Here is a 12,049-nt window from a genome sequence, read left to right on the forward strand (position 1 = left end):
ATTTCCGGCATGAACGAGCCGACGCTGCTCTCGGGCGGCAACCCGCAGATCCCCAAGGGCGAGGGCGACGGGCCCGTGCGCGACTACATCGCCGCGATGCCCGGCTGGAAGCACGCCCTCGGCCAACGCCTCGACGACCTCGTCGTCGCAGCCGTGCCCGGCGTGCACAAAGCCGTGAAGTGGAACCAGCCCTTCTACGGCGTCGACGACGGCTGGTTCCTCTCGTTCCGCTGCTACACGCACTACGTGCAGCTCACCTTCCACAAGGGAACCTCGCTCCGCCCGATGCCGCCGAAGCCCTCGAAGCACGCCGAGGTGCGCTATCTCGACATCCGCGAGACCGACGTGCTCGACGAGAAACTACTCAGAGAGTGGATGACGCAGGCCAGCGTCATCCCGGGTGAAAAAATGTAGCGACGGCTACAGGCAGTCGATCGCGTCGTCGGCTGAAACGGGCGATTGCTACTGACAGTCACAGGTTACCCTTGGCTAGCTGGAGTCGCCGCAGGACGCGACCAGTGACAGCCCGCAGGAAAGTTTGAACATGACGCCGGACGACACGGTCCCCTATTCGCGACTCAACGACCGGTACCAGATCCTCAGCCTCATCGGCTCGGGTGGGATGGCGTCGGTCTACGAGGCGCGCGACGAATTCCTCGACCGGCTCGTGGCCGTCAAGCTGTTCGATTCGAACCTCGGCGAGATCGTGGATGCCGCCAACCAGGAGCACGAGCTCAAGATGCTCGCGCGTCTGAACCACCACGGTCTCGTCACCCTGATCGACGCGGGGATCGTCGAAAACAAGAACCCCGCGCTCTCCCGCATGTTCCTCGTGATGGAGCTGGTGAGCGGACCGACGCTGCTGTCGCTCACGGCCCAGCGGGCGCTCTCCGGGCAGGAGATCGCGCAGCTCGGCTTCGACCTGGCCGAGAGTCTGCAGTACATCCACGCCAACGACGTGATCCACCGAGACGTGAAGCCGGCGAACGTGCTCATCGTGGACTACGTCGAGAACGGCGACCGGCCGCGCGCCAAACTCGCCGACTTCGGCATCGCGCTCGTCACCGGGGTCGTCGCCGATCCCTCCGAAACGCTCGGCACGGCCGCCTACCTCAGCCCGGAGCAGGCGATGCGCGACGTCATCGAGCCGTCGACCGACATCTACTCGCTCGGGCTGTGCCTGCTCGAGTGCTTCACGCGCGAGCTGACCTTTCCCGGTACCCAGCACGTCAGCGCCGTCGCGCGGTTGATCAGCGATCCCGTCATCCCCGACAGCCTGCCGAAGCCGTGGTTCGACCTGCTGACGGCGATGACCAGCCGCGAACCGGGCGACCGCCCGACGAGTGCGGAAGTCACCGCGGCTCTCGGCGAGCTCATCGGCTTCGAGCGCGACCGTGCGAACGGGCGGGCCATCGCGCCTCCGGTCGTTGTCGCCCCCGTCGAGACCGATCCCGAGGTGTTCGACCGCATCGCGCGCATCGCGTCGCGACTGCTGACCGCCTCGATCGTGATCATCGCGTCGCACGGTGGCGACGACCGCCTGCTCGCGGTGCACGGCATCGACCCCGACTCGGTCGACCGGCTCAACGTCCTGGCGGATCCGCAGCACGGGGTGTCACCGCTGCGCAGGGGAGTCGGCGCCATGGCTCGGGTCCACGGGGCGCTGATCCGCTCGGACGACGGTGTTCCCCGTGCCGCGTTCTGGGTGCTCGACCCGCAGCCTCTCGTGCTGTCGGCGTTCGACGACCAGAACCTCGCCGACATGGTCGCGCTCGTCGCCCGTGAGGTCGACCGCCTGCCGGCCCCCGCCCCGCGGCGGATCTAGGCCGGTCGCTACCCCTCCACGTCCGGTACCAGCGGCGTCACTTCCCAGACCACGGGCGCGGTGTAGAACGGGTTGACCGCGGGGTCCGGTTCGGAGAACGCGAGCGGGCTCAGGTTGTGCCACTGCAACCCGGCCAGGGTGGAACCCTCGGGTGCGGTGTAGAGCACGCAGCCGATGTACTCGTTCGGTCCGCGGTCCTCCTCCAGGTCGAAGCGCCCGATTTCGAACGGGCAGGGAGCGTCCGACGTCAGCGATCCCGCGAACTCCTGTTCGACGATGTCGCCCTCCGAGCCGTCGTCGAGCAGCGGGCGCAGCAGCGGCACGGACGACGCGCTCACGTCGCCGGTCACCCAGCGGTACTGCATCACCGCGAAGAACGGGGTCTCGCCGGCGAACTGTTCGCCGTTGTCGAACTGCTCCCAGTAGGACGCGTCGCCCTGGGCTACCCCGATGACGGTCGTCTCGATCGGGTCGTCCGGCTCGCCGGTGGGGTCGGTGATCGGCAGCGTGACGATGTCGCCGGCCGCGAGCTGTTGCCCGGGCGTCGCCGTCGGCGCCGTCTGGGCCGGCATCTCGACCGTGTCGAACGGCATCGCGGGCAGTGCGTCGTCGTCGGTGCCCGAGCAGCCGGTGAGCAGTGCAACGACGGCCACGGCAGCGGTGATGGTCAATGTACGAATTCTCATGTATCCCCCTCCGTCCAACCTTTCAGCCCAGCCGCGCAAAAGCAAGCGGGCGAAAAGACGAGGGGTGGATGCCGCTGGCCGAAGCCCGCGTCATCCACCCCTTTTATCGGGCTGACGTAATTACTTGCGCAGCTCGAGGTACTTCGCGATGAGCGACTTGCTCGACGAGTCCTGCGATTCGAGAGCGGCCGCGTCGCCGGCGACGGCCGGGGTGATCTGCAGCGCGAGCTGCTTGCCGAGCTCGACACCCCACTGGTCGAACGAGTCGATGCCCCAGACGGTTCCCTCGACGAACACGATGTGCTCGTACAGGGCGATGAGCTGGCCGACGACGCTCGGCGTGAGGGCCGGAGCGAGGATCGACGTGGTCGGACGGTTGCCGGCGAACTCGCGGGCGGGCACGACGGACTCCTTGGTGCCCTCGGCGCGCACCTCGTCGGCGGTCTTGCCGAACGCGAGCGCCTTGGTCTGCGCGAAGAAGTTCGCCATGAACAGGGTGTGCACGTCCTGGCCGGGCTCGACGCCCGCGCCGTCGCCGGTCGCGTCCTTCAGCGGGTGCGCGGGGTTCGCGACGGCGATGAAGTCGGCCGGGATCAGCTGCGTGCCCTGGTGGATCAGCTGGTAGAACGCGTGCTGGCCGTTGGTGCCCGGCTCGCCCCAGAAGATCTCGCCAGTGCCGGTCGTGACGGGGGAGCCGTCCCAGCGCACGCTCTTGCCGTTCGACTCCATGGTGAGCTGCTGCAGGTACGCGGGGAAGCGGTGCAGGTACTGCGCGTAGGGCAGCACCGCGTGGCTCTGGGCGCCGAGGAAGTTCGTGTACCAGACGTTGAGCAGACCCATCAGCACGGGCACGTTCTGCTCGATCGGGGTGGTGCGCACGTGCTCGTCGACGGCGTGGAAGCCGGCGAGGAACTCGCGCCAGTTGTCGGGGCCGATGGCGATGACGACGGAGGTGCCGATGGCGGAGTCGACCGAGTAGCGGCCGCCCACCCAGTCCCAGAAGCCGAACGCGTTCTCGGGGTCGATGCCGAACGCGGCGACCTTGTCGAGCGCGGTGGAGACGGCGACGAAGTGCTTGGCGACGGCGCCGGTGCGGGCCTCGTCGCTGTCGTCGAGGGCACCGGCGGCGGAGAGCTCGGCCCACAGCCACTCGCGGGCGAGGCGCGCGTTGGTCAGGGTCTCGAGCGTGCCGAAGGTCTTCGACGCGACGATGAACAGCGTGGTCTCGGGGTCGAGGCCCACGGTCTTCTCGTAGACGTCGTTGGGGTCGATGTTGGAGACGAAGCGGATCTCGAGGCCGGCCTGCACGTAGGGCTTGAGCGCCTCGTAGACCATGACGGGGCCGAGGTCGGATCCGCCGATACCGATGTTGACGACGGTCTCGATGCGCTTGCCGGTCACGCCGGTCCACTCGCCCGAGCGCACCTTGTCGGCGAACGCGTAGACCTTGTCGAGCGTCGCGTGAACGTCGGCATCGACATCCTGTCCGTCGACGACGAAGCCCTTGGGGGGCACGAGGCCTTCGCCATCCTTGGGGCGGCGCAGCGCCGTGTGCAGGACCGCGCGGTCCTCGGTGACGTTGATGTGCTCGCCGCTGATCATGGCCTGGTAGCGCCCGGCCACGTCGACGTCGTTCGCGAGCTGCACGAGGTGCGCGACGATCTCGTCGGTGATGAGGCCCTTCGACAGGTCGACGGTGAGGTCGGCGGCCTGGAAGGTGTAACGCTCGGCGCGGGCGGCGTCGGTGTCGAACCAGGTGCGCAGGTCGGGCGAGAAGCCGTCGGCTATCGCAGCGAGGCTCTTCCAAGCATCGGTGGCAGTGGGATCGACGGGGGCGAAGTCATTCAAGGGATTCTCCTGTGGTGCCGGGCAGTACGTAGCTCGCGACTCTCGCGTCGGTGCGAGGCGGACCGTGTTCAACCCTAGCCCTGTGACGCCGGCCGTGAGCCGTCGTCAGGTGGCCTTGCGCCGCCGCGGTGCCGCCGAGCGCGGCGGCGACGCGCGCATGTGGTCGCGCACCCGGCCGAGCACGTCGGCGAGGTTCTCGACGTCCTTAGTAGTCAAGGGCTCGAGCAGCAGCTCGTTGAGCACGGCGATGTGGCCGGGAAAGACGGTGGTGAGGATGCCGCGTCCCTGTTCGGTGATCGTGACGGTCGTTCCGCGCTCGTCGTCGACGGAGGGTGCGCGGGTCACGAATCCGCGCTGCTCGAGCAGCTGAGCTTGGTACGTCAGACCGCTGCGGCTGTAGACGACGCCGTCGGCGAGGTCGGTCATGCGGTGGCTGCCGGTCGGCGAATCGCCCAAGCGCGCCAAGAGCTGGAATTGCACGTAGCTGAGGTCTCCGGCGTCCCGCAGCTGCTGCTCGACCGTGTGCCGCAGCAGGCTGCTCACCTCGATGAGCGAGAGGTAGGCGTCGAGCTGGGTGGGGTCGACGGACTTCGGGGATTTGGCCATGGCGATAGGTTACCAGTTGCTGCGAAATCAAAGCACTTGCTACGAACTCGAAGCACTGCTAGTGTCCTTCCAAGTGCTTCACATTCGAAGCAATGAGAGAAGGAAGATCATCATGAAGGCAGTACGTTTCCACGAGTTCGGCGGCCCCGAGGTTCTGCGCTACGAAGACGCCGACCGGCCCGTCGCCGCTTCGGGCGAGGTCCTGGTCCGCGTCGCAGGCTCCGCATTCAGCCCGGCCGACGCCGGCATCCGCGGCGGCACCCTCCCGTTCCCGGTCGCTCTCCCGCACGTTCCCGGGTACGACGTCTCGGGCACGATCGCCGCGATCGGCGACGGGGTGACCGGGTTCCAGATCGGCGACGCGATCGTCGGGTTCCTCCCGATGGCGGGGAGCGGATCGGCGGCGGAGTACGTCGTCGCACCCGCGGACGTGCTCGTCTCCGCGCCATCCGCCATCGACCTCGCCGACGCGGCGTCCCTGCCGTCGGTCGCCCTCACCGCCTGGCAGGCGCTCTTCGACCTCGGCGGTCTCGAGGCCGGCCAGCGTCTCCTCGTCGTCGGCGCCGGGGGAGCGGTCGGCGGTTACGCCGTCCAGCTCGCCAAGCGCGCCGGCGCGTACGTCATCGCCACGGCGAGCCCGCGCAGCCGTGCCGCGGTGGCGGCGCACGGTGCCGACGAGGTCGTCGACCACACGACGTCGACGGTTCTCGAATCCGTGACCGAGCAGGTGGACGTGCTGCTCAACCTCGCGCCGATCAGCGAGGCCGAGTTCGCGGCTCTCGTGCCACTGGTGCGTGACGGCGGCATCGTCGTGGCCACGACCGCGTGGATGACCACCCCCGGCGACGACGAGCGCGGTGTGCGCACCGGGGGAGTCTTCGTCCGATCCGACGTCGACCAGCTGGCCCAGCTCGTCGCCCTCGTCGACAGCGGCGAACTCACGGTCGACGTCGCCGAGCGCGTCCCGCTGAGCGAACTCCCCGCGGTCCACGAGCGCGCCGCCGCCGGACGGCTGCACGGCAAGGTCGTCGCCGTACCCGAGGCCTAGCGGGTGCTCGTCGTCATCGTGAGCTCGCGGGCGCCGTCGATATCGTTGGTGGCGAGCGACACCGTGATCTGGTCGAGCTGGTGGATGTCGGTCAGATGCGTGCCGCCGCAGGGGATGTCGGTGCGGCCGCCCTGCAGCTCGCAGACCCAGGTGCGCCGGGCCGACAGCTCGGGGGCGTCCCGCTCGATGCGGATCGCGCCGCCCGCGCTGCGCCACTGCTCGAGCAGGGTGTTCGCCCGCAGCTCGACGGCCGCGAGGTCGTCGAGCGTGGCGGGCGTGAAGCCCTTCTTCCGCAGCGACTTGCCGATGCGGTACACGTCGACCGAACCGTTCGCGTCAATGCGCGAGGTCGCGATGGCGAGCGCGTCGAAGGCGGGGTTGCCGAGCGCGTCGGTCGCGACGGGCTTGGTCCACGCGTCCGCGAGCGCGGCGTCGAGGGCGAGCGAGGCGAGGTGGCACGCGGTGTGCCCGGCCGAGAGCGCCCGCCGGTACTCGCCGTCGACCCGGATCTCGACCGTGTCACCGACCGCGGGCCCCGGCCCGTCGACGATGTGCGCGACGACGAAGATCCAGCCCTCGGTGCCGCCGCGAACGGGCAGGTCTCGGCCGAGATACAGAACTCCCTCGTGGATGACGCCGGTGACGGCATCCCGAATCTCGAACTCGTCGCTTCCCGAGACGAGCACCCCGTGGTCGGCCGGCTGGTCCGGCCACGCGGTATCGACGGGGTGGAACGCGGTCTCGTCGAGAACGACCGCCGCGCGGCCGTCGGCCCGTGGTTCGATGTGCAGCACCGTTCCGGTCGACGTCAGCGCGCCATCCGGGTACGTCACTCGGGTATCGGAGGTGGGGAGAGCCATGCTCTCAGGGTAGACGGGCGTCCCGGTAGCTTCCGGTTTGGTGGTGCTATCTTTACCTCTTCCCAACGAGGGCCGCCTGCCACCGTGGCGTCCCCGGACCGACGTCGAGGAGCATCCGATGACACAGCGCTACCTCCTAGCCCGCCTGGGCGGCGCACGCGTCGACACCGTGGCGACGTCGGCGGCCGACCGCCAGTTCTCCGTCGCCATGGCGAGCATCATGCTCATCACCGCGACCGTCGGCGGCATCTCGCTCTGGTTCGGGCTCACCACCGCGCTGCATCTGAACGGCTGGGTCGCGTTGCCGATCGCCCTCGCCTGGCTCGTCGCCATCTACGTGATCGACCGCACCTTCACCATGCAGCTCGTGAAGCAGGACCGCTGGTACAAGAACGTGCTGATGGCCGTGCCCCGGCTCCTGTTCGCCGCTGTCATCGGTGTCATCGTCTCCACCCCGGTCACCCTCGAGGTATTCGCCCCCGAGATCGAGACGCAGCTGCTCGTCATGCAGGGCGAAGCGCGCGACGCCTACAACGAGCAGCTCGAGAAGGATCCGGTGCTCGCGACCGAGGACGACCTGCGCGCGACGATCGCCGAGAAGCAGGCAATCCTCGAACAGACGCAGCCCGACCCCACGACCGACCCGGCCTACGCGGCAGCCAAAGCAGCGTCCGACGCGGCGGCTATCGAGGCAAAGGCGGCGTCCGACGCGGTCGTCGCGGAATCGAACGGCACCGGCGGCTCCGGCATCATCGGCGTCGGACCCCGCGTGCAGATCGCCCAGCAGGCGAACGAGATCGCGCAGGCCAAATACGCCGCGCTGCAGCAGAAGACCGACGAAGCGCTCGCCGCCGCGCAGGGCAACCTCGCCGGCTCGCTCGTGACCGCGCAGGCGCAGGCGGAGATCGACGTCGCCGACGCACGCGACGACCTCGAGGTCGTGCTCGACCGCAAGGAGCAGCTCCAGGCCGAGAACGACGCCGCGGTCGCCTCGAGCGACGGCTTCCTCAACCGTCTCACCGCCCTCGAGCGCCTGGGAGCGTCGAGCCCGTCCGCGGCCACCGCGCACTGGCTGCTCTTCGGCTTCTTCTTCCTCCTCGAGATCCTGCCCGTCTCGATCAAGCTGCTTCGGCTCTGGTTCAACCGTTCGGTGGTCGACGAGGCAGGCAGAATGCAGGATGACGCGACGCTCGAGATCGCGCGACTGGAATCCCAATCGCGCATCGACGAGGCCGCAGCGACCGCCACACTGCACCGTCGAGGCCTCGACGCCCGCATCGCCGTCGGCACCGATCGCGAGGAGCATCGCGAGCGCGCCGGCCTCCTGCGCAACGAGATGGCGGACCGCGACGCGCAACCGCGGCCGGCCGCGTCCACCCCCGCCGAGATCGAAGGCATCCGCACGCCGTAAAGGTTGACTCCACGCCGGCGACGGGACCACACTCAAGCGTGACAAAAAACGCCGCTGCCGCCCGCTACCCCTCGTCGTGGGCCGCCTTCGTCGGCATTTCCGGTCAGATCTTCATGGCGCTCGCCGTGCTGCTCGGCGCCGCCGGACTCGTCATCTATCTCTCGGGCAACGAGCTCGCACTAATGCTGATTATCGTCGGCTTCGGCGTGTTCGTCTCGGCAATCGGGCTTCTCACTGCCGCGAGGGGCGCTCGCTAACCAAGGAGTAGTGCGCATGGGAATCACCCAGTTCGACCACGTCGGAGTCACCGTGCGCGACCTCGACCTGGTTACCGACTTCTTCGTCGCACTCGGCCTCGAGATCGAGGGCCGCCAGTTCGTCGAGGGCGAGTTCATCGACACCGTCATCGCGATCCCCGACTCCCGCACCGAAATCGTCATGCTGAAAGCGCCGGGCGGCGGAACCGGGGTGGAGCTGTCGAGCTTCGTCCGCCCCGATCCCGTGGAAGGGTCTCCCGCGGCGGAGGCGAACGAGCTGGGGCTGCGCAGCCTGGCGTTCCAGGTCGACGACATCGACGCGCAGGTCGAGCGCGTGGCCGAAGAGGGCTACGGCCTGGTCGGCGGCATCGGGCAGTACGAGAACATCTGGCGCATGGCCTACGTACGCGGGCCCGAGGGGATCATCGTCGCGCTGGCCGAGCGCATCGGCTGACGCGCCCGCGGCGGTTGCCGCAGCTCTATCGCGTGCCTACTCTGGAGCCGTGTCCAGAATCTTCGGAACCCCGTTCGCCTCCGTGTACCCGCTCTATGTCACGAAGGTGGAGCGCAAGGGTAGGACGAAGGCCGAACTCGACCGGGTGATCACCTGGCTGACCGGCTTCGACGGGGCCGCGCTGCAACGTCACATCGACGAGGGCACCACGTTCGAGCAGTTCTTCGCCGAGGCTCCCATGAACCCGAACGCTGCTCTCATCACGGGCGTCGTGTGCGGCATCCGCGTGGAAAATATCGAGGACCCGCTCATGCAGCAGATTCGCTATCTGGACAAGGTGGTCGACGAGCTGGCGAAGGGCAAGGCGTTGGAGAAGATCCTGCGAACACCCGTCGCGGCCGTCGCCCCGTAGGCGACAGCCGCGACAACACGGGGTTCGATCAGCCGGCGTTGTGCAGAACGCCGCCGACGACGACGCCGAACAGGGTCGACCAGAGCACGATGGCGATGGCCTGCCAGAACAGCACGCGGGCCTTGTGTACGCCGACGCCCACGAGCATCGTCGAGGTGAACTGCGTCGGCAGCAGCAGGGGGCCGAGCAGGCTCACGCCGGGAACGCCGTAGCGGTCGAGCGCGCGCTGGAACTTCGCCTTGCGGGCGGCCTTGCGGTCGGAGACGGCGTAGTCGTCCTCCATCGCGCGCAGCGACTCGTCGGCCGATACCAACCGCGTACCGCCGGTGGCGGGCACCGTCTCGCGCACGCTGCGACGGTTGACGATCGCCGACCGGGCACCCGAGCTCAGCAGAACGAGCACGAGCACCGACAGGAAGTTGCCGATCGCGGCCGAGACGACCGCGACGACGGGGTTGAGCCCGCCGATGATGCCGATCGTCGTGGCGCCCTCTCCTTCTACGAAGGGAACGGCGCCGGCGAGGGCGACGATGAGGGGTTGGACGAACTCGGGAACCTGGGCGACCAGGTCTTGGAACGTCGCGATGAGATCCATTGAATAACTCCTTTTCTGATGGGGCGGTGTCGGGCTTACCCCGCCGTTGTGGATACAGTTCAGCGCGTTCGCGACGGCGCCGGCAGTGTCGTACTGTCACCACTTTCCGGGGGTTTCTCCCGCGCCATCCATGACAAATGTCAGGCACCTACAGTGGTGGTGTGACTACAGAAACCCGGGGCTCGCAAGCCCACGAACCGCGATCGCTGCCCGTGCTGGCGACGGCGCGCGGGGTCAACGCGGCGTGGTGGTACACGGCGGTCGGGATCGTGTTCTTCGACCTGGTCGTCGTCTTTTCGTGGGCGGCGACGCTCCTGCAGCTCGGTGCGCAGGACGGCGCGGTTATCGCGGTGACGGTTGGCGGACTGCTGTGGATCGTTTCGACCCTGCCCCCGCTCCTCGCCTACCGGCATCGTTCCGGCGAACCCGCAGCGATGCGGTGGCGCGCTGTTCTCATCCCGGTCGTGATCGCGGTCGCCTACGGCGTGCTGGCCTTCTCGCTGTCGGGACTCTGGCTGTTGCTGGTCGTGCCCCTGGCGCAGTCGCTGCAGCTGCTCGACTGGCCGCGAACGGTGCGGCTGCGCATGGTGCTGGTGGCGACGGCGCTGCTGGTCTGCCTCTGGGTGATCGATGCCAACGGCGCGTTCTCAGCGGCCCTCTCGAATACGGACGGCTACCTCGCCAGCGGCCTACTCGCAGTCATCGTTCCCCTCATTACGGTGCTGTCGCTGTGGTGGTGGGACGTTCTGATCGCCCTCGACCGTGCCCGCGTCTCCGAGGCGCGGCTCGCCGCGACCCAGGAGCGGCTGAGCGTCGCGACCGACGTGCACGACCTGCAGGGGCATCACCTGCAGGTGATCGCGCTGCAGCTTGAACTGACCGAACGGCTGATCGGCGCCGGCGACCAGCCCGCCGCCCTCGAGCAACTGCGGGCCGCCCGCGTCAGCGTCGACGAGGCCCGGCAGGGAACGCGCGACCTCGCGACCCGATTCCGCTCGGTGCCGCTGCGCGACGAGCTCGCCAACGCACGCGACCTGCTGCGCGCCGCCGGCATCGCGGCCGAGACCGTCGTCGGTGCGGGCACGGATGACGCACCGGCATCCGTCTTCGGTCCCGTCATCCGCGAGACGACGACGAACGTGCTGCGACACGGCGGCGGCAAGCACACCACGCTCAGCCTTTCGCGAACGGCCGACGCCTGGCGGTACGAGATTACGAACGACATGGATGACGCGGGCCCGTCGCCCTCGGACGGGATCAACCCGCGCAGGGAGCACACGGGTCTCGACGGCCTGGCCCGCCGCGCCGAGGAGGTCGGGGGAGCGCTCGAGATCGTCCGCGGCGACGGGTCGTTCACGGTCGTCGTCACGGTGCCTGTCTCATGATCCGAGTGCTGATCGCCGACGACGAGGGCATGATCCGCTCGGCGCTGGCCGCGCTGCTGCGGCTCGAGGGCGACATCGACGTGATCGCCGAATGCTCGGACGGCCTCGAAGCAGTCGAGGCGGCCGAACGGCTGAAGCCCGACGTCTGCCTGCTCGACCTCGAGATGCCGGGGCTCGACGGGGTCGATGTTGCCGAGCGTCTGCGGCGCACAGTCACGACGCGCTTCGTGATCGTGACCCGGCACGCGCGACCGGGCGTGCTGCGGCGGGCGCTCGCCGCGGGGGTGTCCGGGTTCCTGCCGAAGTCGCGCGAAGCCGGGGAAGTCGCCGCGGTGATCCGCCAGGTGGCGGCGGGCGCGCGCTACATCGATCCGGAGATCGCCGCGGACGCGCTCAGCGACGAGCGGTGCCCGCTGACGAATCGCGAACTAGACGTTCTGCGCCTGGGCCAGCACGGCGAGACGACCGCGCAGATCGCGCGGTCACTGCTGCTGGCTCCGGGGACGGTTCGCAACCACATCTCGACGATCCTGACCAAGCTGTCGGTGGAAACGCGGCAGCAGGCCGTGATTATGGCGCGGGAGCGCGGGTGGACTTAGCTCGCCCATGCAAACAGGGACTTCGCAATTTACAACGCGGTCGTGCGAGCCAAAAGTCACGGC

The 12,049-nt window shown here is 68.6% G+C and carries 14 protein-coding genes; 9 read left to right on the forward strand and 5 right to left on the reverse strand.

Going from position 1 to position 12,049, the window contains the following annotated elements; genetic code table 11:
• Positions 1-9: 9 nt before the first annotated feature.
• Together HD599_RS01875 and HD599_RS01880 are read left to right on the forward strand one after the other, a co-directional pair.
• Positions 10-414: a DUF1801 domain-containing protein gene (locus HD599_RS01875; RefSeq protein WP_184233128.1), complete on the forward strand. Its 405-nt coding sequence runs from the start codon at positions 10-12 to the stop codon at positions 412-414.
• Between the two features lie 130 nt (positions 415-544).
• Positions 545-1,825 (forward strand): serine/threonine-protein kinase, encoded by a 1,281-nt coding sequence (locus tag HD599_RS01880; protein WP_184233130.1) that lies wholly within the window; start codon positions 545-547, stop codon positions 1,823-1,825.
• A gap of 8 nt (positions 1,826-1,833) precedes the next feature.
• On the opposite strand, the gene HD599_RS01885 is transcribed toward HD599_RS01880, so the two are convergent.
• The 3 genes from HD599_RS01885 to HD599_RS01895 all read right to left on the reverse strand — a co-directional run bounded on the left by HD599_RS01885 (position 1,834) and on the right by HD599_RS01895 (position 4,965).
• Complete coding sequence (locus tag HD599_RS01885) at positions 1,834-2,496, reverse strand: hypothetical protein (protein ID WP_184233132.1); 663 nt, start codon at positions 2,494-2,496, stop codon at positions 1,834-1,836.
• A 135-nt stretch (positions 2,497-2,631) separates the two neighbouring features.
• Entirely contained in the window at positions 2,632-4,359 is a 1,728-nt protein-coding gene (pgi, locus tag HD599_RS01890; protein ID WP_184233134.1) for a glucose-6-phosphate isomerase, read from the reverse strand.
• A 105-nt stretch (positions 4,360-4,464) separates the two neighbouring features.
• Positions 4,465-4,965 carry a MarR family winged helix-turn-helix transcriptional regulator gene (locus HD599_RS01895; RefSeq protein ID WP_184233136.1) on the reverse strand — a complete coding sequence of 167 codons (501 nt, stop codon included), beginning with the start codon at positions 4,963-4,965 and terminating at the stop codon, positions 4,465-4,467.
• A gap of 112 nt (positions 4,966-5,077) precedes the next feature.
• Here HD599_RS01895 and HD599_RS01900 point away from each other — a divergent pair, with 112 nt between their 5' ends.
• Complete coding sequence (locus HD599_RS01900) at positions 5,078-6,013, forward strand: NADP-dependent oxidoreductase (protein WP_184233138.1); 936 nt, start codon at positions 5,078-5,080, stop codon at positions 6,011-6,013.
• On the opposite strand, the gene HD599_RS01905 is transcribed toward HD599_RS01900, so the two are convergent.
• On the reverse strand, positions 6,010-6,873 hold the full coding sequence (locus HD599_RS01905; protein WP_184233140.1) for an alanyl-tRNA editing protein: 864 nt from the start codon (positions 6,871-6,873) through the stop codon (positions 6,010-6,012). The genes HD599_RS01900 and HD599_RS01905 overlap by 4 nt on opposite strands.
• A 118-nt stretch (positions 6,874-6,991) precedes the next feature.
• On the opposite strand from HD599_RS01905, the gene HD599_RS01910 reads away from it, so the two are divergent.
• Genes HD599_RS01910 through HD599_RS01925 form a run of 4 tightly spaced genes read left to right on the forward strand, consistent with a single transcriptional unit; the run spans position 6,992 to position 9,407 of the window.
• Positions 6,992-8,284 (forward strand): DUF4407 domain-containing protein, encoded by a 1,293-nt coding sequence (locus tag HD599_RS01910; RefSeq protein WP_184233142.1) that lies wholly within the window; start codon positions 6,992-6,994, stop codon positions 8,282-8,284.
• Between the two features lie 38 nt (positions 8,285-8,322).
• Positions 8,323-8,541: a hypothetical protein gene (locus HD599_RS01915; protein ID WP_184233144.1), complete on the forward strand. Its 219-nt coding sequence runs from the start codon at positions 8,323-8,325 to the stop codon at positions 8,539-8,541.
• 16 nt (positions 8,542-8,557) lie between these two features.
• Complete coding sequence (locus HD599_RS01920; protein ID WP_184233146.1) at positions 8,558-8,995, forward strand: VOC family protein; 438 nt, start codon at positions 8,558-8,560, stop codon at positions 8,993-8,995.
• Positions 8,996-9,044: 49 nt separating this feature from the next.
• A complete protein-coding gene (locus tag HD599_RS01925) occupies positions 9,045-9,407 on the forward strand; it encodes a DUF2200 family protein (protein WP_184233148.1) in 363 nt (120 codons plus the stop codon).
• Positions 9,408-9,435: 28 nt separating this feature from the next.
• Here the strand turns inward: HD599_RS01925 and HD599_RS01930 are convergent, their stop codons facing one another.
• A complete protein-coding gene (locus HD599_RS01930) occupies positions 9,436-10,002 on the reverse strand; it encodes a small multidrug efflux protein (protein WP_184233150.1) in 567 nt (188 codons plus the stop codon).
• 161 nt (positions 10,003-10,163) lie between these two features.
• Between HD599_RS01930 and HD599_RS01935 the strand changes: the two genes are divergently transcribed.
• Both HD599_RS01935 and HD599_RS01940 read left to right on the forward strand, forming a co-directional pair.
• Positions 10,164-11,387 carry a sensor histidine kinase gene (locus HD599_RS01935; protein ID WP_343061827.1) on the forward strand — a complete coding sequence of 408 codons (1,224 nt, stop codon included), beginning with the start codon at positions 10,164-10,166 and terminating at the stop codon, positions 11,385-11,387.
• Complete coding sequence (locus HD599_RS01940) at positions 11,384-11,986, forward strand: response regulator transcription factor (protein WP_184233154.1); 603 nt, start codon at positions 11,384-11,386, stop codon at positions 11,984-11,986. The genes HD599_RS01935 and HD599_RS01940 overlap by 4 nt, the downstream gene beginning before the upstream one ends.
• The last annotated feature ends 63 nt before the right edge of the window (positions 11,987-12,049 follow it).

The organism is Conyzicola lurida, from assembly GCF_014204935.1.
Lineage (GTDB): Bacteria > Actinomycetota > Actinomycetes > Actinomycetales > Microbacteriaceae > Conyzicola > Conyzicola lurida.